The sequence below is a fragment of the Levilactobacillus yonginensis genome, assembly GCF_964065165.1.
GTDB classification, from domain to species: Bacteria; Bacillota; Bacilli; order Lactobacillales; family Lactobacillaceae; genus Levilactobacillus; species Levilactobacillus yonginensis_A.
On the sequence record NZ_OZ061549.1, the window covers coordinates 1,943,219 to 1,963,592 of the forward strand.

Here is a 20,374-nt window from a genome sequence, read left to right on the forward strand (position 1 = left end):
ACCCTTTTTGGGCGCTAACCGCCTTATCTCGCACTTTCTTTTTTGTCAAAAAAGTGATGAGCAGCCAGGAACGGTTGCTCATCACAGATGAAATTTATGTAGCTACAGAATGTCCGTAGCGGCTATTATTACTTTAAGCGTGGGGGTCGTTAACCACATTGAAATTATGGTTGGCAGTCGCATCGATGATAGGGTGTTCCTGCAGGTAGTCAGCGATAATTTCGCTCATGGCTCCCTGGCTTTCAGCAATAATCTTGTCGGCGCTAAACATCCCATAGTGACCGCCACCAACTGCCCGGTATTGGTTCAAGACAATGTGGAGTGGTTGGTCAGGGGTCACGGGCTTACCATGATAGGTCAGGTGTTCAACCCGCTCGCCAAATGGTTTGGCGACGTTCAAACGATAATCGATGCCTTCGTACATATCGTAGTTGTATTGGCGCTTTTTAGGATGAACGAAAGCTGGGTTGACAGCAATCTGGCCGTTTTTGACGGTGAAGTAACGGGCACTGACTTCCAAGGCATCTTTCAGGTCAGCCCCGGTAATCTTCAGAAGTGAAAGCCCATTGGGATAAACGTAGTTAGTCATGATGTTACGCATGGTGATGGGGTTTTCAAAGCCCCGGGCTTCATTACTGAACAGGGCAGTTGCGGAAATATCGGCGCCCATCGTGGCCATTTGAACTTTTTGAATAAATTCGATGTATGGTGTCTCATTGATTCGGGCATCGAAGGGATCAGTGAAAGTCATATCGCCTTGAATGTGGCCCAGCGGTTGATCAAGCCAGTGGGTGACCTGGTTGTTGAGGTCATGGGCTGCAGCCAGGACCTGTTCGTCTAATGGGGCGTCCTTCGTGAGAACGAGATCCGTGTGGTGACTGGTCACCGAGAACCGGCCATTTTCATTGCGGTTAAGGTCCAACGTGATTTTACCGATGGCCTGTCCTCGGAAACCAGGTTGAGTCGTAGGAATATCAAAGACATCGGTGGCCAGCTGTCGATGTTGGTGGCCGGTGACCAACGCATCGATGCCAGGAATAGCCTCTAAGATGTGGTAGGCTTCGTTTTCGCCCACGTGAATGTCATTGGGCTCACCAGTCGTTAAATCGCGTTCAAACCCCCCGTGGTAACACACAATGACCACATCAGCTTGTTCCCGGATGATGGGCACGTATTTCTTGGCAGCGATGAAAGCTGACTCAAATTGAAGGCCATCAATGTTAGTGGCCTTTTCCCACTTGTAGACGGCCTGTGTCGTAAGGCCAAGGACGCCAATTTTAACGCCCTCTTTTTCGATGATCTTGTAGGGTTGCCCGTATTCGGGCTCCCCGTTGGCATCCAAAATGTTGGCGCAAAGAATCGTGCGCTTGGCATCACGAATAGCGGCCTGCAGGTACTTCTGGCCGTAGTTAAACTCATGATTGCCTAGAATTCCGCAGTCATAGTCGACTTGATTGTAAATATTCATTAGGGGTTGTGGGTCCCGTTCGGGTTCTACCCGGGCAACGTAATAAGCCAAGGGGGACCCTTCTAGAAAATCGCCGTTCTCAATGGTCACCACCGGGCCTTCTGACTTGGCGGCGGCTTGCTCGCGGGCGATGACTGTGGCCGCACGGGCCAGGCCGAATCCCTGATTGCTTCCCTTTTTTACATAGTTCGTGGGGAAGACGTACCCGTGGGTATCACTTGTTGATAAAATTGTCAGCTTCATTGATGTCACCCTCCAATTCGGTCGCTAGCTGACCATGAAACCATAGCCGGCTGCTGGCGGACCGTTCGCGAAAAGACGCCAAATCTTTAACGTGTTAAAGAAATTATAAGCTAGTTTGGCATGAGTGTAAATTTACGATGGCAAAAAACGTTAAATTATGAGATTTTTTCTAACAAAACGGTGTAGGGGCGGGATAATTAACGCTCCTTTTGACTTTTGGCGCTTAGATTTCGCCTCCAGTTGCCAGAGTGTGGGCCGGCTGTGGGAAACACCTGCGGCCTGGGAAGCGGTCCTTCGGCTCGTCTTGAAGCCCCCTGCCAGGAACGCGTGGGTCTTCAAGAACGTTCCGCGCTGTAACTTCAGGAAAATCACCCGAACTAACAGCGCCGACACAGCCGGCCCGCACCCTGACGACCGGAGGCGGCAATCGAAATGAAACCATAAAAAAAACGGCGGCCAGACCTTGATTGTCTGCGTCGTCGTTGAATGATAAAAACGTAAATCACGTTTGGAGTGGGTCGGTTGTCGTAACAGAGCCGCCCGTTATTTTTTACTTTGGAGGAGTAAAATTGTAACTTATTCGTTTGATTATTCGTAAGTTATGAGGCTAGTTTAGCAGGTAATTGTGAAGAAAATGTGACGCATATCTTGCGTTTTAGTTAGCGTCCGCAAATTCTTGCATATAGAGCATCTGATCGGTTGAAACTTGTTGATACAGTTCATCCGCCAGTTCGGAAGACAGGGCGTTCGTGCGTCGTTGTTGCCGAATATAGGTGTATTCGTATTGGAAAGCCTGGATGAACAATTCATTTTGCTGGTCGCCGTTTTGCTGAGACTTGAAGCGACGGTGGCGGGCATTGTAGTAGTTACGCACTACGTTGACTTCGGTTTGATTGTCGATATTGGCTTCATTCGTCAAAAATTGGATGACAGTGTTGTAAATGTCAGCTTCAATTTTGAGGAAGTTTTCGCGGCGTTCTCGATCGACGCGATTATTTCGAGATTGGCGGCGACGGCCACGGGACGTCCTTTGTTCCTGGGCGATTCGTTGTTCAGCTAGTCGTTGTTGTTCCTCTGAGTGGGGCCGAGCAGCCAGCTGTTTCCGTTGTTTTGCAATCCGCTGGTTGCGCCGCCATCTTCGTGAAAGGCCGTGCTCCAGTCGGTGCCAAACAAAGCGAATCCAGAGGGTTCCGTTGACGAAGGGATTGTTGCTGCTCATCTGAGACTTGAAAACTAAGATCCGGACGTAGCGGTTGGCAAAGCTAGCGGGGATCGTGCCATCGTCAGAGAGCCGTTGGACCGTTTTAACCTCGATTTGGGTGGCTTGATTCAGGAGCACCTGCAATTTCTTGCGATTGGGTCGCTGAGAAGTTACCTGGCTGTTTAGAATTTCGACGACTTCTTGCGTTTCGGCGGGATAGTCGGGATTTTCCTGGACTAGACGGTCCGTGGCATAAGCCACCAGCGAGCGGCGCTCCTTGAAGGCTGTTTCGGGATCGACCGGCAAGGTTTTCTTAGGTAGGATAAATGGCAGAATAATTGTCGGTACTAGGAGACTTAAAATAATTACGATAGCAGCAACAAAAATCATGGTATTGCGGTACGGGAAAGCGTGACCGTTCAACGTTAGTGGAAGTGAAAAGGCCATGGCCAAAGTAATCGTTCCGTGAACACCGGAAAGGGCACCAATTGCGGCGTTCTGGCGGCGTTCTTTGGGCTCAGACTGGATCAACGCCCAATCTAAACGAATCCAGGCGTAGCGTAAGGCTAGCATGACGAGGTAAAGGATGATGGCCAATAAAACAAAGGTTGATAATGATTTGGTATGGTCTTGTTGAATATTTACCCAGACCGTTGGCAACGATACACCCAGGAGCACAAAGACGAACCCATTCAGGATACTCGTCAGAATCCGCCAGGTTGACCGTGAGACCAGTTGTAACTCGGTGCTAGATAGCCGCAGTTGGTTGTTAGAAATACTGTAGATCAGCCCGGCGGCAACAACGGCCAGAATTCCTGAAAGCTCGAGATGTTCTGCTGCCAAATAGATGAGGAAAGGCACCATCACATCATAAGGAACAATCACACTGGAAGAATCTTTACCACTCTGAACCAGGTAGACGCGGGCCCAGACGGCAATAGCTCCCAGAATGAGGCCAATGAGGAGTCCCCCTAAGAAGACGACCAGGAAGTGCTTAATTCCCGCCCCAACTGAGAATTTCCCCGTGGTGAAGGCGGTTAATGCCAGACTGAAGGCCACTAAACCGGAAGCATCGTTGAAGAGCGACTCACGTTCCAGCATCCCCATGACGCGTTCGGGAACGGCCATATTGCTGGTAATTGATGAGACGGCAACCGCATCGGTGGGTGTTACAATAGCGGCTAAGGCAAAGGCTAGTGCCAGCGGAATGCCGATCAGCATGGCGTGGCTAACGTAGCCCATTAAGATAACGGTTAGGATGGCAAGTACAACGGCCATTGATAAGATTGAGCCTAGATTACGCCGAAGTTCCTTGGCGTTGGCATTTTGGCCGTCATAGAACATGAGTGGCGCAATAATGATGAGCATGAATACTTCGGGTTCAAGAATAAAGTGATGGTACAGGGGAACCAGTGACAAAATAGCACCGGCAAATATTTGGTAAAAAGCTTTTGGTATTAGTGGAAAATATGGATAAATCGTATTGGCCACAATGGTTGCGAGAACCAGTAACACGATGGCGTAGAAGATTTCCAAGTGAATCCCTCCCAGATGTGAAAATAAGTGCTGTCCCCAATTTTACGCTAATGTCTGGCAAATTGGGGGAGAATCACTCGAAACTCGCGAAAAACACAAGTGGGTGAATAACCGGGTTGGTTGGGAAGGTAGGTTAAGCAAGTTAGTGAAATTAGTCTGTGAATATTAAATCATTTAAATTGGATATATATTCATAAAGCTGAAAAGGGAACGCCTGGAAAGGTCTGTGACAAACACAAGAAAGTTATCAGCAGATAATTGATTCAGTTTAAAAACTTTGTGATAACGCAAAAGATTGCTACGTGAGACGTTTGCGTCGCCAATCACAAACGAATTTATATTCGGATAACTGGTTGGTGATAACAACCAACTCATTAAAAAATGTTGCCTGTTATTTAGAAAGTTTCCAAAAAGGGTTGATTATTCATTCAATTGTGATAACATATAAGTTGGTTCTACTAGATGGTTCAGCGAATTATTCTAGGGGGGAACCGAGCTAAGTCGTTTGTTTTTTCTATCGTTACTCAATCCAACGATAAGGAAGTGCTGAATATGATTAATTTGTACATTGCACCAAGTAGCGCATCCAGCCGGAAGGCACGAGCATGGCTCAAGGAACACGATATTGCGTTCAGAGAACGGAACATCAAGTCCAAGCCGTTGAATGCTTCTGAAGTTAAGCAGATTCTTCGCTTAACCGAAAACGGGAGTGAAGATATCATCTCTACCCGGTCAAATGTATTTAAGCAACTACATGTTGACTTGGATAACTTATCAGTTAGTCAGTTGGTCGATCTAGTTGTGAAGTATCCTGACTTAATCAAGCGGCCGATCATCTTTGATGACAAGCGCCTGGAAGTCGGCTACAACGAAGAAGAAATTCGGCGGTTCTTGCCACGTGATGTGCGGACTGCAGAATTACACCACTTGGAATCACAACTGAGTTCATAAAACGAATCGATCAGTTCTCGGGGGAGTGCTGGTCGGTTTTTTATTGAAATAATTATCAATGGTGTACAATCAAGTTAAAAGGCAAAAGAAAGCGGTCGAGAATTCTCTCGACCGCTTTTTTACATATCATTAAGAACACATTCTGTGGTTAGACATGTTGCTGCTTGCGATAGTTTTGGGCCATATTAGCGTAACCTAACTGTTCTAAGGTTTCCACGACCGTTGCGTCGATCGTTCCCGTTGCAACTACGTCAAAGCCAGCTAATTGGGCGACAATCAAGCTCTCAACTCGATGAACGACGGTTGGGTCATTCGTGAGATCTGTCAGTGATTCGTGAATCTTCTGGGGGTCAAACGGACTGTGTTCTCCCGCAACGTTCTCCACGGTCAGACCGCCTGGGTGCATTGTGGTCTGTGATCTTCTTAAAACGTCCATCGTCTCTAGCCCTCCTAGGTTTGCCGGACCTAACTCAATCATGATTTTAGTGGTCGGTAAAAATTCGTCTATGACTATGTTACGATGAATGAGCCCAAATTACAACTAGATATGGTGTGAAAATTTGACGTTTTTCTACATATAGTGGCAAAACCACAGAGCGTGGTTCCCTGTTTTTTACGTTAGATTCCGCGTAAAGCTTCTTGACTGTGAATGAGTTGAGCTAGTAGGGCATTATTAGGAGCCGCAACGCCTAGTTTAGAGCCTAATTTAGCCACATAACCGTTTAAGAAATCAATTTCGGTCGGCCGATGTTTGGCCATGTCCTGATGCATTGATGGGTAGTGGCCACCGTTGGTTTCTGGTGAGAATTGGGCGGCAATGAGGTTGGTGACGTCGGCCACACTGAATTGAATTTTGGCGGCGTTGGCGACGGCTTGGAATTCGTTGAGTACCCGGTCGTTGAGCTCGCGCCAATTGGGTAGTGCGCCAAATTCACCAATATTGCAGTCAAAGAGGGTGCAGTAGGTGTTCAACACGCTGTTGAGGCCGGCTTTTTTCCAAATGGCTGCCATTACATTAGCGGCCTCACTAGCGTGTAGTCCCGCAGCGTTGAGTGTATCGATTAGTCCAGGTAAGTTCGGGAACTTGTCGGGAACGACGGCTTGTAGCGAAATACTACCAGTACCAGTGACTGTAATGTGGCCGGGACCAGCTAAGCCGGAGGACCAAACGGTGGTCCCTACGACGACTTGTTCCTTAGGGACGTGACGTTCGATAGTTTCCACGTTGCCAATCCCATTGGCCAGGGTCAAGACGGCCGGTTGGTTATCCAAAATGCCGTTAAGTTGTTGCAGCATAGCGTCCATCTGCATGGCCTTGGTGAAAAGAATGACGAGGTCGAACTGTTCGGTGACGTCGGCTGGGCGTTTCGACGTCATGGGGATGACCTGGTCGCCCTGACCGTCCGTGGTGATGGTCAGACCATCCCGGTTGATAACGTCTAGGTGTTCCTGCCAGTTATCGATCAAGGTGACGTGATTGCCCGCCTGTTGTAGCTTAACGCCGAAACGGCTACCCATGGCACCCGCACCAGCAATCGCAATTTTCATGAAGAATCACTCCTATTATGATTGACTTAGCCTCAGTGTAGCAGTTTTTCGGTGAAAATGGTGTGGGAACGGTAAGGATTGGTAATTGACATCATTCAAGCGCTGGGCTAACATGAAACTTACTATTAGATGAGAAAATAATGAGAAAAATAGGAGCGATGTGTATGTCGAAGAGTGTTAGCGCGCAAGACTTGTTCAAGTTAGTAGCACTGTCTCAACCATTAGCCAGCAACGGTCAGGTATTTTTCGTTGAAAATGGAGTCGATCAAGCCAGTAACGGGTATGTTTCCCAAATTAAACGGCTCGGTGTCGGCGGTGGCACACAGAATGTGGCAGTTAATGGTCGGTTAAACTTACAGCCAACCGTGGCGGGGAACAGCTTGTACTACACCGCCACCGTAGACCAAGCCAAGGCGCAACTCTTTCGGGTACCAGTAACTGGTGGCGAACCAACGGCCGTCACGACGAGTACGCCTAATGAGGCTGTCAATACGGTGTTTGCCGCTGCGGATGGTTCGAGTATCTTCTTCAAGACCACACAGACGGCGGAACGGCCTAAGTTACCCAATACCGAGGCATTTCCGCAACCCCGGCACGTTGAGAATTTAATCAACAAAGCGGATGGCTATGGATGGCTTCCTTTGGACGTGGTGTACCGGTTGCGACGCTATCAACCGAGCACCGGCGTAGTTGAAGAAGTTTTCCAACAAGGCCATGATTTCGAGTTGACTTCGGTCAGCGCTGACGGTCGGTACGTTTCCTATTTAGTCGATGATCGACCCGCGGATGATACGGACTTTTCCCGGGGTGTCAGCGTATTAGACGTTCAAACGGGTGAGACGGTTGATTTAACGACGACGCTACCTAAAGGCCGTTTCTCAGACGCCACGTTATCCCCAGATGGCCAACGGGTGGCCTTAGTGGGTGACGACGGCTCCTTTGGTCGTCATACTGTGGCGAACCTTTACCTGGTTAACCGGGAGAGTGGGGAATTAGTCAATCGTACCGCTGAATTAGATGCTGATTTGGTTCCAGACTTTGCTGGCGACTTTGTGCAACATCCCAGTGGTAAATTAGTTCGGTGGCTGACCGACGAAGACGTGGTCTTTGCCGCTGCCTTTCACGGACGTTCCCAACTTTACGTGGCGAATGCGACTGACCTGCATTTGATCGATGATACTGCGCGTCAAATCGTGGACTTCGATGTGGTCGATTCTCAGCACGTCGTCGCCGCCGTTTCTTATCAGGATAAGCCGAGTGAGCTCTTACGATTGTCCGTCAGAACGGGTGAGGAGCGGGTATTATATGATCCGAACGCGGCCTATGAGGACACCCATGAGTTTGCCCACGCTCAGCGATTTGATTTTGAATCGGATGATGGTCAGGATTTGGAAGGTTGGTACTTACCGGCCCAAACGCAGGCGGCTAAGGAACCGGTATTGTTGTACGTTCATGGGGGACCGCACGCCAACTATGGCGAAACGTTCTTCTATGAATTTCAGGTGCACGCGAGTCGCGGGTTCGGGGTCGTCTTCTTTAATCCTCGAGGGTCAACCAGTTATGGGCAAGCGTTTGAAGACGATGTGAATGGCCATTATGGTGAAAACGATTATGATGATGTCATGAAGGGCTTAGATGTTGCTTTGCAACGCTTCCCACAATTAGATGCTAGTCGGCAGTACATCGCTGGTGGCTCCTATGGCGGGTTCATGACAACCTGGGCCGTGGGTCACACTAAGCGGTTCGCTGCAGCGGTTGCCCAACGAGCTGTGACTAATTGGATCAGTTTGTTTGGGATTAGTGATATTGGCTTTTACTTTAATCCGGAAGAACTGGGTATTGATCTCTTTGCACAGGGCGGCCTAGAGTCTTACTGGAAGCAGTCACCGTTAGCCTACGCGCAGAACGTGACGACGCCGATTCGGTTGCTTCATGGTGAGTGGGACATGCGCTGCCCTATCAGCCAGTCGGAGGAATTCTTTACGGCCATCAAGCGTAACGGCGTAGATGCAGACTTTTTACGGTACCCGCAGAGTTTCCACGGAATCTCACGGAGTGGGCTGCCCAGCCTGCGGATTCAACGGATCGACGATATGACTGAGTGGTTTGTCGCTCATCCTGCTGTTCAGAAATAACCTAGAATGGCCGCCTCCGGCCGCCAGGGCTGGTGCTGGCTGTGGGGACCGCCCGCAGCCAAAGTACGGGCTTCCGGCTCGACTTGAAACCTCGGAAGTTCGCCGAGTTTCCAAGCTCGTCCCGTGGCGTAACCTCGGAAATGCACCGAGCTAACGCCACTTTTACTGCCAACACCAGCCCTGGCGACCTACGGCTACACTTACGGGTTAGGTGAACATAACTGAACTGTTTCTCGAGGTAATACGAGGTTATCATTGCTGTGGCTAACTGGCCAGATTCTTTGGTCTTGGTCAGTAAACCAACTAATTTAGGTAAAATTGATTGTTTATAAATCACCAAAAAGGCCGTTAGTACCGTGAGTTTCGGTATTAACGGTCTTTCTGGTATTGTTTGGATGATTCAGGGGAAACAGCGTTGTATCAGCATTCGCAACCACCTTGGCAACCGTGACGGGCGCAACTAGCCCGGGCAAAGTGCGGGGTGGCAGCTTTGATTGCTAGACGGGCTGAGGGGGGAGTCGCTATACTCGGATTAATTATAGGGGATGAGCAGATGGAGAATGTATTTAGACAGCAGCTGGTTAAAATTCGGCGCCAGCAAAATATCTCACAGGAACAATTGGCCGGACAACTGTTTGTATCACGCCAGTCTATTTCTAAGTGGGAACAGGGGGAAACGTCGCCGGACATTGACACGTTGGTCAAGTTAGCAAATTTATTACAGGTCGATCTGAATGAATTGGTTAGCGGTGAACAGCCCGCTGAAGCGTCTTTCAGAGCCGATAACTTGGAGACGCAACAAGCTAATCATCAGTCACAGATGAATGGTTGGGAATTTTTGTCAAAAAATTGGTGGACAATCATTCCGATTCTGGGGATTGTTGGTTGGATGCTTGGGGCTAATTGAAGATGCTGGTTGAGCTTGTAGCGCTAGGATGTTGGGATGTCCTGGTGCTATTTTTGTGGCGTGTTGAGAGTGGGTTAGGGCATTAGGGAGTATCTTACCAGACTGTTGTGTGGTCTGGCAGCTTTTGAAACGTGCTCCACGAGCCAGGTCCCTGCGCTTAACCCCGATTTTATTGAGTTAAGGCGTTAGAAAGTGTCTCGCCGAACTGTTGTGGGCTTGGCGACTTCTGAAACGTGTTACTATCGGGCAGACAGTTGCGCTTAACCCGATTAAGCAAACGACCCAAGCCCAGGGTCATTCACTTAATCACGTTAATGCTCGCTGTCTAACCGCCCTTCGTAACACTCCTAACCCAAAAATCCCCCGTCGCGACGTACGACGGGGGACACAGTTTATTTCATTTATGAGGATTAGGAACTGTTTTAATCTTTCTGTAAATCAGTGATTATTGAAGGTTACCAACACGGGCGTAACCAACAGCGTGCCACCATGGGGCGTGAACGGCTTCAGTCACAACACCGCGGTTTTGGGAATCGATCATCTTACCCTTACCAACGTACAGACCAACGTGAGAGATAGAACGCTTGGAACCACCGAAGAAGACCAGGTCACCCTTCTTGATGTTCTTGTAGCTCACGTGCTTGAACTTGTTGTATTGTGCTTGGGCGGTACGAGGAATCTTCTTGGAAGCACCCTTCTTGTAAACGTAGCTAGTAAGACCAGAGCAATCAAAACGGGAAGGACCAGTTGAACCCCAACCGTAAGGCTTACCTAATTGTGCTTTAGCAACTTTGTGGATCTTGTTGTAGGACATGGTAGCTGCGGATGCATCAGTTGGTTGGGTAATGGCGATACCTGCAATTGCAAATGCTACAGCGGCCATCACGGATAATAAAATGTTAGTAAACGTCGTCTTCATAAATGTAAACAAACTCCCTTTTTCAAATTAAATTTAGTATTTTGTGTTTCTCGCTTCGTTTCAACATGCTTAATACTATCAGGGAGTTGTTACAGAAATGTCTCAAAGCCGTCTCATTCGGATTAAAGGTAATGTTAAGTTCTGCAACATTTGGTCTTAATTGGCCGGGTAGGCGTGCGGGAAACGCCGGTAGGCCGCCATTTCTGGTGTCAAAGTAATTTGTTGCAGCCGCTGAGTAGTTCGGGGGATAAAAAAGTAATTTAGCGTATTTAAATCGATAACCGACCGATAATGGGTGTAATTATGGTTGGGTTGGGTCCGTCTGGCGGGGTCATAGGGCAGGACAACTTCTGCTAACCAATTGAAAATTCCGGTGATACTTTCAGTGGTTGTTGTGAAAGCGGGGGTCCCCCATTTTCTAATAGCCATGTGGATGAATCGACGCGTGGGTACTGGGCCACTCGGAAGTGGTGCTTGGCTCGCCAGATAGTCGTGGGCGGCCATAGCCGTTTGACCCGAGAATTCTGATCCAGTGACGTTTAGAAAATTGTTTAGATTCTGCAAATGAGTGGGTAGCACCGGGGTGTTGGTCAATACGCCTGCCGGATTGCGGTCGGCGTGCAGTGGGCCACCGGTGGGTTCAATGACGAGCGTTTGGCCGGACTGGTCGCTGAGAATCCAGTGGAAAGGGTAGACGTGCTGATCCTGCCCCCATTTGCGGCCAACCAGGGTGACTTGGGGGAGGTCGGCAACGAGTGCGTCGAGGGTGGCGTGTTCACCTAGGGCCCAGTTGATGAAGTCCTGGGGGGTGAGGTTGATATTCCCCGCGACGGGGGCATCGGCATAAGATGCTACACCAGGTAAGTAGAGTTCGGCACAGCTGATACCGTTTTCATTTACGCCGTCAGCCATCAGGTAGGCGGAGAAGTCACTAGCAATGCGACCACCGCCTAGAATTGCATAACGCGTGGTCCGAAAAGTATGTAAGGCCGTTGCCCAGCGGTAGTTGCGCGGCAGAAAGACGGGCCGCCAGGGAGTGGTGGTCGGAAAATCCATGGTTCGGGCAAAAAAATGGTGGGCAGAAGCGGAGGTATAGGTTAGACTAGTACACACAAGGGTTCCTCCTTTGGGACTCATAATTAGTCTAATTATAACTTAAAAATGGCCGGGACTGCGGCCTTGTATTCCGGGCAATAATCTCGTAAGCTATTAAGGAGAGAAAATGCCCAGATAAAGGCTTATTTCTGGAAGGGAATTGGGATAATGAAATCAACATGGAACTTAGTGGGGATGACCCTGTGGCTTATCGTCCTCGTCACGCTGGTCTGGATGGTCCACGATATGCGGGTTCGTCGGATCCGTTTAATTGTTAAAGAGCACCATAGTTTTTCCTGGAAGAACTTTAGCATTTCAACCATTGAATTGGTTGTTTGGCTACTCTTCTTTGGGGGGATGAGTTACACGACTTTCTTCCAAAATGTTAACCAACTGGGAACGCGGGTCAGTCAAACAACGCGTTATGAACCGCTAGTCATCAACACGGGGAGTAGTAACGGCTCAGCCTACTACGTTTCTGTAAACAATAGTACGGGGAAAAAGCCCGTACAGACTTACACGTACCTGACTGAGGGTGAGAAGTACCAAGTTCGTAGTACGGACGCCACGGTCTCTGATGGTAAGAAAGCCATCAACCTTCCAGCTTCGGCTTACAAATGGAATACGCAGAAGGTGACTAAGTATGACCAACGCCATCAAAAGGCGTGGGTCGGGGTCATCGAAACCACGTACAAGAAATCATTCGTCAATGGGATCGGCTTGCACGCCGGTCGTCTGGCGAACCGCTTCACGCTGATTCGGATTCCGGATCATTCCTTCATGTTACGAGAGTAGACAAAAACACAGGCTGTTTTCCAATCGGAAAACAACCTGTGTTTTTTGTATATCGGGGGAGTGCGGTTGATCAATCTCGCCTTACCGGTCGCCAGATATGGGCTGGAACGGTGCCGGCACAACTTTGAGCCTCACCAAAGGCGTGAGTCTCAAAGCTTGGCCTTGTTCTAAGCCGTAAACGGCTAAGAACAACGAGGCGCCTGAGCCCATATCTGGCGACCTCTCGACTGACATGGCTGAAGAAATACTAAAGACGGTAATTACAAAAGTACAAACCGCTGGTGGTCCGCTGATGTTAGCCGTGAGGGTGGAAAAAATAGGCTCAGCCGTGGCACTGCCTTAGCGAAGTGAGTTTCTTCGGTTAGGCAGAACCGAGTTTCGAGACCGCTCTGTGGCTCGAAATCGCGTTCACAGCGTTCCAGCCTATTTTTTCCACCCGGTAAGGCGGACTAAGGCGGAAAACCAAAATCAGAAATCATTTGGGTTGGCAGCGGCTGGTTGGTAATCATCCATTTGAGTGTCGCGGTAGTCCCACCACTCGTTTTCGTAGCCGAAGAACCCGGCCTCACGCATAGCAGCGTCCAGGATCTGGTAATTCTTTTCCTGTGTCGCGGTACGGGGATGATTCCGGTGAGCAGCTAAGGTGAAGTCGTCGAAAGGCGTTTGCATTTCCAGTTCGTTGCCATCGGCGTCACAGAGTGTGAGGTCGAAGGTCACGCCCTTTTGGTGAGAGAAATTTGGATTGGGTTTGGCAACGAACGAAGGGTCAGGGTAGACATCGTATAATTTTTCCTGGGCCGGTACGGGACGATAAGCGTCCCAAATTTTTAGCCGGTAGCCCTGTTCTTTAACAATGGCACTCGCTGCGGCCAATTTTTTTGCAGTTCCTGTGCGGGCGATAGCAGTGGTGAAATCGTAGATCACACGGTGGGTAAAGTTGTCCGTGGTGGCGTAGCGCAGGTCGACAATGATGCTGGGGTCCAGCGCTTGGACGTTGGTAAAACCAGTTTCTAGTTGTGACATGAGGCACCTCCATAAATTGTTATCAATAGTATACCGGGTTCCAGATAGAAAAGCTTGTGAAAGGGCTTAAGTTACTGAAGTTTCGGGCATTCTTGATCAAAAATTAAAAACGCCTGATCCGTAAGATCAGACGTCCAATATAGTCGGAAACCGCGAAAGTCACTTCAGCTTTCGTACTTTTCAGTGTAGCTGATAATTGATTATTTTAATGGGTTGAAGAGCTGGTTGGTTCGGTCACTTAGTAATTAGCGAACATGTTCCAAATGGTCCTGCGCGTAAATTCCAATGTCGGCGACGTGGACCGTGCCAGCGTGATGCTTGCCGCTAGCAGTCAAGAGACCAATCTTGTTGTAGGCCATGGTTGTCGTGCTGTCAGCCACCACGGCAACGCCCATGACGTCGCCGGTGTCGGCGTTAATGCCAGATGGTACATCGATGGCGACCTTCTTGGCATCAGCAGCGTTGATGGCATTGATGGCATTGGCGAAGTTCCCCGTGATTTCGCGAGACAAGCCAACGCCGAAGATGGCGTCGACAATCATGCTAGCGGCGACCACGTGAGTTAAATCATTGGTGACGGGAATGCCATAGTACTGTGCAATTTTTAGCTGTTGGTTGGTCTGCGGGGTTGCCTTTTCGAGGTCTCCTAGGATGTAGAGTTCGACGTCGATTCCCCGAATCTTAAGCAACCGGGCCACGGCAATACCGTCACCCCCGTTGTTCCCTACACCGGCAACCACAACCACGTGGCTCAGATCAAAATCGTCGTTTAAAATGTTGTTAAAGGTAGCCAGAGCGGCCCGCTCCATCAGAACTAATGCGGGAATCCCGACCTTATTAATCGTATGGGCATCATAGCGTTGGGCTTCAGCAATGGTAATAGCTTTACTCATAAAAATCCCTCCTTAGTTAGGGAAAGCGCGGCTAGTGACTATCCGTTTGACGGTCAACTTGCAAGACTCGTGAAGAAAGTTGCTGGAGTTGGGTGGTAATTGTCGCGTAGTCAAAATCAGTATCGGTTGGTGTGGCCTGTTGCCACCACTCGTGCAGAACGGCGACGGCCTGTTTGACTAAATGTTGACCTTCTGCCGTTAATGTTAAGCGGCGGTTCCGTCGGTCTGCAGGATCGGTTTCCTTGCCAAGCAGGGAAAGACCGACCATGTGGTGAACCATCCGGGCCATTAGACCTTCATCAACTGCCATGGTCCAGGCGGCCTTGCGTTGATTCAGTTGACTGGTCTCAGAGACTAAAACTAACAGATAAAATTCAGTAATGTTGATGGGCATCTCATCGGCTTCAAGAATCTGGTTCATCGCCCGTTGAAATTGGCGGTGGAGGATGGCCAGATTCGTGGTGAAGTCTAGTATTGAGTCTTCCATACGCCACCTCCTTAGTTTGACTTAATTTAATATAACTTTAGTTTACACCAGATTAGCGGGAAGGATAATCCTTTGACTCGTATTTGGCAGTTGGCGTGCTAGAATAGGAGTACAACTAATTATGGGAGGCATTGCCGTGTTTATACAAATTCCGGCCGACATGGACGAGGTGCAGATGCGCCAGCTACAGCTTAAGCAGCACGGGGAGACAGCGACGGAGGATGAAATTATTCACCAGGCCGTTCTTGATATTTTACAGAATTTTTTGGACCAGATAGAGGATGGCCACTACGATACTGCTGCTTGGCAGGGCGAAAACTTGACGGTCACGGATATCAATGGTGATCTGACGGCAACGATTAAACCCGTGGCAGCAACATTTATCGCTGATTTTCGGGATAACGCTGACCAAGTGACGGAACGTTTGGAGCAGGAAGCCATTCAAGCATCTGGTGCCAGATAAATTATTTGTTTATCGAACTAATTTAGGTTTAAAATAAAGGTGTTGTGCGCCCTTAGTGTAATGGATAGCACATGAGATTTCGGTCCTCATGATCCGAGTTCGACTCTCGGGGGGCGCAATAGGCAGTATCATTTAGCTGATGTTCTGGAAGTTTCTCCAGGATATCAGCTTTTTCTGTACGAAGGGTCGGTCGTACGTAGCCGAATTCATCGGGCCTTGGGTCACACGTTTCAACCATATACGTTCGGAGCGCAAAAAAGGGTCTGAGGCTTTTGTCTCAAACCCTGTATTTGGGTAATTCATAATTGGTGAGTCTGACCCTCAATTGTCATGCGATTCCGACCACCCTGCTTGGATAAATAAAGGTAGTGGTCAACGCGTTTGAACCAACTGTCAAAATTCGTGTCAGTTGGTTGTAGGGCCGAGATACCAATCGAGACCGTCACCGTTAGTTTCTGGTTGTCTAGGTGAACGGGGTGCTGTTTCAGTGTTTCACGGATGGCCGTAACGGCAGATTGTGCATCCGTTGGTGAGGTGTCTTCGAAGATGATAACAAATTCTTCGCCACCATAGCGGAATAGTTCGCCGCGGCTCGTTTGATGAGCTAGTTCTTGATTGAAGTGTTGGGCAACGTGTTTGAGGACAGTGTCACCAGCTAAATGGCCGTATTGATCGTTGAAGTATTTGAAATGGTCAATGTCAAACATGGCCATGGTAATGGGTTTGGCGGGATGCCGGCGGTAAACGCCAAAGACGCCAACGGTCGTGGTGTCAAAGTTGGCTCGATTACGAACGCCAGTCAGCTCGTCGTAGTTGGCTGCCTGGCTTAACCGGGCAAAGTGGGTGATGACCTGGTTGATCCGTGTCACGAAGAACCGAATGAGCCACATGTAAAGGATGAAGATAACCAGTACATTGACCATGTAGAATAGGTGATAGGGCCGTACCGACCAGATGATCAAGCACCAGGCCAGACCATATAATAGTTGAAGGAGTAAAAAATGCCTTTCTGAATTTAAAGCGAGGGCTTGATGCCGGCTAATGTAGATGATTACACCGTATAGGATTAGTAGCATGGTGGCAAATAACCACCAACGCTGTGGACTGGCACCTAAGCGTAGGGATGCTCCGTAGAAGACCAGCGGCATAACTAGGTTAACCAGAGTAACAGCCAGGGTCTGCATGGCGTATAAGCTAAATAGCAATACCATTAACTGAGCAATCGCATAGCCCCAGCTGAGGACACTCCCACCGTTTAGCACGAGGAAGGTTTGTCTCAAAATCACGACGCCACCGACCACCACGCCGGCTTCCAGTAAATCGACGATGATGGTGTAGGGCCGGGAAAGTCTAACGGTGCGTTGTGCCAAAATATAGGTCATAATCATCATAAGGGTGATGAGACCAACGGTAATTAAGGCCATGATTACCGATTTAATGTTAAATATATCCTGGAAAAAGTTCTCAAGTAGGTCCATAGAATCACCCAATCGTTATGATGTTCTAGATTCAGTTTAAGCATACCATAAATGGGGGTGACGGTTTTATTGATTAATAAATAAATTGTTAAAATGATGGTGATTGGGGCTATTTTGATTTTTGGTTTTATGGTGAATGCCGGAAACCAGGGCTTTTCGTGAGTAGTAGCCTTCCGCAAGAAATGCTAACCAGAGATTACTAACGGCGCTGGGGCTCTTCACGATTTGATGTGAGTGTGATTGAACACTGTGTTGCGCTTCCAAGGCATTGCCCCAATCGAAGAGCTCGCCCATGGTAAGGACTGGGGCTTTTACCCAAATCGGTGAGGTGATAGGTCACGGCGAGCAGCACGGTCTCATAACTGTGGCGCCGGACTAAGCCGTCGTATTCTAACTCACGGAGGCTCTCAGTTAACATGGTGTTGGTGATATGTTACCAATGGTCCGTTTAAGCTGATTGTCGTGTTGGTCGTCTTCCAGCGTCAGGTGCCAGAGGATGGGAATCTTCCATTTCGACCCGATGATTTTTAAGGCGTATGGAATCGGGCATTGTGGTGGTATATTCTGTTTGAAGTGAGCAATTTCTTGATCAAAAATGGTTGAATCCATATTGATACTTCCAGAGATGGTGGAAAGAAAAGTAGGCGTACATGATTATAAGTTGCTATTACAGCACGCTGCTAGGTGATCTCAGTCAAGCCAGTAGGATTAGGGGACAATTTAACTATTATCAAAACAGGCCACCGATTTAGGATCGGTGGCCTGTTCACTTCAGTTAGAATTATGTAGTTTTAAAAAGTTAGAAAGGTGTGGAATTGCTGACCTTAGTAATTACATGTTTATAAGGTGCATAGACGTAAGCTTTCTTTTTAGTCTTTACTTTGAATTTAGTGATTGTCGTGCCGCCTTCAACCCAGTACTGTTTTAACTGATAAACATGATGGTGTAAGGATCTGTAAGTTGTTTTTTTAGTACTTCCGGCAGAATTTCCACCATCTTTTAGGACGTCGAGCCAAGTATTGGAGATATAAAAACGGATTCGATAATGGTGTGGATTACCTTTCTTGAATGGAATTCGACTTTTACTATAGAGTTGCTTAGTGTTCCAAGAACCTCTTAAAACTTTAGGGGTTCCTTTATGCCAAGTAGCAGCCTGTGCGGGTGTTAGTGGCGTTATAGTTAACACACTTAAAATTACTATAGAAATCAATAGTAAACTAACCTTAATCTTTTTTCTCATGGATTATTTCCCTCCTTAATATAGTTCAAGTGTAGCATTAAAGAGGGACAATAGGGAATAAAAATCGCCAACTCATAGTGGAGTGCTTCATAGGGTCGGCGGCTTTTTACTTTACTTTGGAATCTTAATACGATGAATAAATTTCACGATAGCCTTGGTGGAGATATGAGATGAATCATGGCCCCACAGGCTGACTAACGTCCCTTTGGTTTTTACCTTTGGTTGCATGGTGCGGTTGTTGTTCTGATTTTTAGCGGTAATTTCGTTAAACATCGTGGGCTTGTAACGATTGCGAAGATAATTGATGAAGTAGTTATCATCGGTTTTGTTACCAATGTACTTCAACTGATAGTAGGTGGCGTAGCTGTTGGCGTTAACGATTCGTCGTTTTGCGCTCACCAGGTTCTTCACGGCAACCCGGTGCGTTCGACGGTTGGTCAATGTCTTTTTATCGGAACGGTTCCCCGCCTGGGACCAATAGTTGACGACGATATTTTTGGCTATTCGGGGAAGCTCACTCTTTAGAATTGAGTCGTTCCAGACAGTTGTGGTGAATCCCCGCTTATTCTGGAAGCGATTGAGTTCATTGATGAAAGTGGTTAGAGACTTGTATGCTTCGGGACTGCCAGGCACTTCGTCAGCTCCTAGGATAAAGTCTCGCAAAGATTGTTTCTTGAAAATGGTGTCGAGTTCGCCGTAAATCTTTTGGACGACGGTAATGGACTGCTTCTTGGTGTAGTCCAAGGTATGGCTATCCATTTTGACCTTTTTATAGGTTGTGGGCCGTTTCTTCTTTAGTTGACGGAGGATGGCCCCAGCGTGTGAAGGGGCATCAACGTCTGGGACGAGCTGAATGTGTTTTTTCTTGGCAAAGGTGACTAAGCGTTTTAAGGCGGCCTTGGAAAGGACCTTCTTACTTGCCTTGTTACCAAGATAGGTGGACTGGAAGCTCAGATGTTCGTTATCACTGAGGTGTAGAACCACGTAATTTAATTTTTGGTCACGAGCTGCCTGGATGACTGATTTAACGGACTTTTCGGTTAGGGGATGCCGACCGAGGTCAATCAAAATCCCCTGACGGTTAGGCAATTTAGAAGCCTTGACGGCAGCCTGAGAGGTAGTCGGTGCCTGCCAGAATAGGAACATACTGAGTAACAATAGTAATGTTGTCAGGAACTTTTTGTGACGGTTAAACATGGTGCACCTCCCTAGTTTAGTGTGTGGTGAATGGTATTTTCTAGCATACCCCGCGGTATCTTGGTGGGTCAACGAAAGGGGCTTGGTTGTGTCAGATTTTGCATGTTTAAGATTGCAGTTTGTCTTTCAATGCTTCAGTTAGCGTAGCAGAAAAATTAAGGTTAGCGGCAATTCCTAAATCGTTGAGATATTTGGGAATGCTAAGTGTTTTTTTGATACTTCGATTCTGTTCTCGTTCGCGAGCAATTTTTGTGTCAACCTCAATGGGGACGAGTAATTGTTCTTCTGAATGAGGGATTGCCAAAGGATCAGAGGGTTCAGGAAGTGGTGTGTTAAAGTCCTCGGCGGTTAGTAAATAGCCCTGGAGTGCATCAGCAGCCATGTGTAAGGCATCGGCAATATTCTCTCCAAAAGTAGCAGCATTGGGCTCTAAGTCTGGAAAGGTAACTTCGACCTGGCCGTTTTCATTAAAGGTGAAAAGTGCAAAATATAAGTACTTCATGGAATTGACCTCCAAGTAGAAATTAAGGAGACACCACAAACAAGGCTCACTTGAGCCCAGCTTGCTTCCAGATACTGTTGAGGGTACCTTTTGGAATGTCCTTTCTGGGGTGAGGGACGGTCACGATACCGGGGAGATCATCATTTTTAAAATGACAATGGTCGCCAGTTACTCGTACTTGGTACCATCCGTGATGCTTCAGTATCTTTAAGACTTCGCGAGAGTCCATGGAGCTATCTCCTTGTGAGACAACTAGAGCTTAACACGTATGATTATACGTGGAAAGATAATTT

The 20,374-nt window shown here is 48.1% G+C and carries 21 protein-coding genes and 1 tRNA gene; 6 read left to right on the forward strand and 16 right to left on the reverse strand.

The window, feature by feature from the left end; all coding sequences use genetic code 11:
* Positions 1-133: 133 nt before the first annotated feature.
* Complete coding sequence (locus AB3Y94_RS09150; RefSeq protein WP_367295949.1) at positions 134-1,711, reverse strand: bifunctional UDP-sugar hydrolase/5'-nucleotidase; 1,578 nt, start codon at positions 1,709-1,711, stop codon at positions 134-136.
* Positions 1,712-2,366: 655 nt separating this feature from the next.
* Positions 2,367-4,448, reverse strand: coding sequence for a cation:proton antiporter (locus AB3Y94_RS09155; RefSeq protein ID WP_367295950.1), 2,082 nt, complete (start codon positions 4,446-4,448; stop codon positions 2,367-2,369).
* Between the two features lie 552 nt (positions 4,449-5,000).
* Here AB3Y94_RS09155 and spx point away from each other — a divergent pair.
* Positions 5,001-5,399, forward strand: coding sequence for a transcriptional regulator Spx (spx, locus tag AB3Y94_RS09160; protein WP_125682502.1), 399 nt, complete (start codon positions 5,001-5,003; stop codon positions 5,397-5,399).
* Positions 5,400-5,547: 148 nt separating this feature from the next.
* Here spx and AB3Y94_RS09165 read toward each other — a convergent pair whose 3' ends face one another.
* Both AB3Y94_RS09165 and AB3Y94_RS09170 read right to left on the reverse strand, forming a co-directional pair.
* Complete coding sequence (locus AB3Y94_RS09165; RefSeq protein ID WP_367295951.1) at positions 5,548-5,835, reverse strand: hypothetical protein; 288 nt, start codon at positions 5,833-5,835, stop codon at positions 5,548-5,550.
* Between the two features lie 182 nt (positions 5,836-6,017).
* Positions 6,018-6,947 (reverse strand): ketopantoate reductase family protein, encoded by a 930-nt coding sequence (locus AB3Y94_RS09170; protein ID WP_367295952.1) that lies wholly within the window; start codon positions 6,945-6,947, stop codon positions 6,018-6,020.
* A 164-nt stretch (positions 6,948-7,111) separates the two neighbouring features.
* Here AB3Y94_RS09170 and AB3Y94_RS09175 point away from each other — a divergent pair, with 164 nt between their 5' ends.
* A complete protein-coding gene (locus AB3Y94_RS09175) occupies positions 7,112-9,082 on the forward strand; it encodes a prolyl oligopeptidase family serine peptidase (protein WP_367295953.1) in 1,971 nt (656 codons plus the stop codon).
* Positions 9,083-9,635: 553 nt separating this feature from the next.
* Positions 9,636-9,989: a helix-turn-helix domain-containing protein gene (locus tag AB3Y94_RS09180; RefSeq protein WP_367295954.1), complete on the forward strand. Its 354-nt coding sequence runs from the start codon at positions 9,636-9,638 to the stop codon at positions 9,987-9,989.
* 445 nt (positions 9,990-10,434) lie between these two features.
* Here the strand turns inward: AB3Y94_RS09180 and AB3Y94_RS09185 are convergent, their stop codons facing one another.
* Together AB3Y94_RS09185 and AB3Y94_RS09190 are read right to left on the reverse strand one after the other, a co-directional pair.
* Positions 10,435-10,908 (reverse strand): C40 family peptidase, encoded by a 474-nt coding sequence (locus tag AB3Y94_RS09185; RefSeq protein ID WP_367295955.1) that lies wholly within the window; start codon positions 10,906-10,908, stop codon positions 10,435-10,437.
* A gap of 156 nt (positions 10,909-11,064) precedes the next feature.
* Entirely contained in the window at positions 11,065-12,021 is a 957-nt protein-coding gene (locus AB3Y94_RS09190; protein WP_367295956.1) for a linear amide C-N hydrolase, read from the reverse strand.
* 150 nt (positions 12,022-12,171) lie between these two features.
* Here AB3Y94_RS09190 and AB3Y94_RS09195 point away from each other — a divergent pair, with 150 nt between their 5' ends.
* Positions 12,172-12,798, forward strand: a complete 627-nt coding sequence (locus AB3Y94_RS09195) for an LVIS_2131 family protein (RefSeq protein WP_367295957.1) — start codon at positions 12,172-12,174, stop codon at positions 12,796-12,798.
* A gap of 468 nt (positions 12,799-13,266) precedes the next feature.
* Here AB3Y94_RS09195 and AB3Y94_RS09200 read toward each other — a convergent pair whose 3' ends face one another.
* The 3 genes from AB3Y94_RS09200 to AB3Y94_RS09210 all read right to left on the reverse strand — a co-directional run bounded on the left by AB3Y94_RS09200 (position 13,267) and on the right by AB3Y94_RS09210 (position 15,201).
* Positions 13,267-13,821, reverse strand: coding sequence for a M15 family metallopeptidase (locus AB3Y94_RS09200; protein WP_125682517.1), 555 nt, complete (start codon positions 13,819-13,821; stop codon positions 13,267-13,269).
* Positions 13,822-14,066: 245 nt separating this feature from the next.
* Positions 14,067-14,714, reverse strand: coding sequence for an NAD(P)H-hydrate epimerase (locus AB3Y94_RS09205; RefSeq protein WP_367295958.1), 648 nt, complete (start codon positions 14,712-14,714; stop codon positions 14,067-14,069).
* 31 nt (positions 14,715-14,745) lie between these two features.
* Complete coding sequence (locus AB3Y94_RS09210; protein WP_367295959.1) at positions 14,746-15,201, reverse strand: MarR family winged helix-turn-helix transcriptional regulator; 456 nt, start codon at positions 15,199-15,201, stop codon at positions 14,746-14,748.
* A 136-nt stretch (positions 15,202-15,337) separates the two neighbouring features.
* Between AB3Y94_RS09210 and AB3Y94_RS09215 the strand changes: the two genes are divergently transcribed.
* Entirely contained in the window at positions 15,338-15,664 is a 327-nt protein-coding gene (locus tag AB3Y94_RS09215) for a hypothetical protein (protein WP_367295960.1), read from the forward strand.
* A 46-nt stretch (positions 15,665-15,710) separates the two neighbouring features.
* Positions 15,711-15,782: transfer RNA gene (locus AB3Y94_RS09220), tRNA-Arg, on the forward strand.
* A 181-nt stretch (positions 15,783-15,963) separates the two neighbouring features.
* On the opposite strand, the gene AB3Y94_RS09225 is transcribed toward AB3Y94_RS09220, so the two are convergent.
* From AB3Y94_RS09225 to AB3Y94_RS09255, 7 genes are all read right to left on the reverse strand, one after another.
* Positions 15,964-17,088, reverse strand: a complete 1,125-nt coding sequence (locus AB3Y94_RS09225) for a GGDEF domain-containing protein (RefSeq protein WP_367295961.1) — start codon at positions 17,086-17,088, stop codon at positions 15,964-15,966.
* A 253-nt stretch (positions 17,089-17,341) separates the two neighbouring features.
* Positions 17,342-17,560, reverse strand: coding sequence for a winged helix-turn-helix transcriptional regulator (locus AB3Y94_RS09230; RefSeq protein ID WP_367295962.1), 219 nt, complete (start codon positions 17,558-17,560; stop codon positions 17,342-17,344).
* Positions 17,554-17,751 carry a winged helix-turn-helix transcriptional regulator gene (locus tag AB3Y94_RS09235; protein ID WP_367295963.1) on the reverse strand — a complete coding sequence of 66 codons (198 nt, stop codon included), beginning with the start codon at positions 17,749-17,751 and terminating at the stop codon, positions 17,554-17,556. Before AB3Y94_RS09235 ends, AB3Y94_RS09230 begins: the two co-directional genes overlap by 7 nt.
* 190 nt (positions 17,752-17,941) lie before the next feature.
* Positions 17,942-18,382, reverse strand: coding sequence for a hypothetical protein (locus AB3Y94_RS09240; protein ID WP_367295964.1), 441 nt, complete (start codon positions 18,380-18,382; stop codon positions 17,942-17,944).
* 111 nt (positions 18,383-18,493) lie between these two features.
* Positions 18,494-19,579, reverse strand: a complete 1,086-nt coding sequence (locus AB3Y94_RS09245) for a family 20 glycosylhydrolase (RefSeq protein ID WP_367295965.1) — start codon at positions 19,577-19,579, stop codon at positions 18,494-18,496.
* A gap of 106 nt (positions 19,580-19,685) precedes the next feature.
* Complete coding sequence (locus AB3Y94_RS09250) at positions 19,686-20,081, reverse strand: type II toxin-antitoxin system HicB family antitoxin (RefSeq protein WP_367295966.1); 396 nt, start codon at positions 20,079-20,081, stop codon at positions 19,686-19,688.
* Positions 20,082-20,127: 46 nt separating this feature from the next.
* Positions 20,128-20,310 carry a type II toxin-antitoxin system HicA family toxin gene (locus AB3Y94_RS09255; RefSeq protein WP_367295967.1) on the reverse strand — a complete coding sequence of 61 codons (183 nt, stop codon included), beginning with the start codon at positions 20,308-20,310 and terminating at the stop codon, positions 20,128-20,130.
* Positions 20,311-20,374: the final 64 nt, after the last annotated feature.

Bases quoted from the DNA above. Each gene is read 5' to 3' on its own strand.
- AB3Y94_RS09250 (WP_367295966.1), bottom strand. From the start codon at position 20,081: ATGAAGTACTTATATTTTGCACTTTTCACCTTTAATGAAAACGGCCAG.
- AB3Y94_RS09175 (WP_367295953.1), top strand. From the start codon at position 7,112: ATGTCGAAGAGTGTTAGCGCGCAAGACTTGTTCAAGTTAGTAGCACTG.
- AB3Y94_RS09255 (WP_367295967.1), bottom strand. From the start codon at position 20,310: ATGGACTCTCGCGAAGTCTTAAAGATACTGAAGCATCACGGATGGTAC.
- AB3Y94_RS09150 (WP_367295949.1), bottom strand. From the start codon at position 1,711: ATGAAGCTGACAATTTTATCAACAAGTGATACCCACGGGTACGTCTTC.
- AB3Y94_RS09210 (WP_367295959.1), bottom strand. From the start codon at position 15,201: ATGGAAGACTCAATACTAGACTTCACCACGAATCTGGCCATCCTCCAC.
- AB3Y94_RS09200 (WP_125682517.1), bottom strand. From the start codon at position 13,821: ATGTCACAACTAGAAACTGGTTTTACCAACGTCCAAGCGCTGGACCCC.
- AB3Y94_RS09205 (WP_367295958.1), bottom strand. From the start codon at position 14,714: ATGAGTAAAGCTATTACCATTGCTGAAGCCCAACGCTATGATGCCCAT.
- AB3Y94_RS09230 (WP_367295962.1), bottom strand. From the start codon at position 17,560: ATGTTAACTGAGAGCCTCCGTGAGTTAGAATACGACGGCTTAGTCCGG.
- AB3Y94_RS09240 (WP_367295964.1), bottom strand. From the start codon at position 18,382: ATGAGAAAAAAGATTAAGGTTAGTTTACTATTGATTTCTATAGTAATT.
- AB3Y94_RS09170 (WP_367295952.1), bottom strand. From the start codon at position 6,947: ATGAAAATTGCGATTGCTGGTGCGGGTGCCATGGGTAGCCGTTTCGGC.
- AB3Y94_RS09235 (WP_367295963.1), bottom strand. From the start codon at position 17,751: ATGGATTCAACCATTTTTGATCAAGAAATTGCTCACTTCAAACAGAAT.
- AB3Y94_RS09225 (WP_367295961.1), bottom strand. From the start codon at position 17,088: ATGGCCTTAATTACCGTTGGTCTCATCACCCTTATGATGATTATGACC.
- AB3Y94_RS09245 (WP_367295965.1), bottom strand. From the start codon at position 19,579: ATGTTTAACCGTCACAAAAAGTTCCTGACAACATTACTATTGTTACTC.
- AB3Y94_RS09165 (WP_367295951.1), bottom strand. From the start codon at position 5,835: ATGGACGTTTTAAGAAGATCACAGACCACAATGCACCCAGGCGGTCTG.
- AB3Y94_RS09195 (WP_367295957.1), top strand. From the start codon at position 12,172: ATGAAATCAACATGGAACTTAGTGGGGATGACCCTGTGGCTTATCGTC.
- spx (WP_125682502.1), top strand. From the start codon at position 5,001: ATGATTAATTTGTACATTGCACCAAGTAGCGCATCCAGCCGGAAGGCA.
- AB3Y94_RS09185 (WP_367295955.1), bottom strand. From the start codon at position 10,908: ATGAAGACGACGTTTACTAACATTTTATTATCCGTGATGGCCGCTGTA.
- AB3Y94_RS09180 (WP_367295954.1), top strand. From the start codon at position 9,636: ATGGAGAATGTATTTAGACAGCAGCTGGTTAAAATTCGGCGCCAGCAA.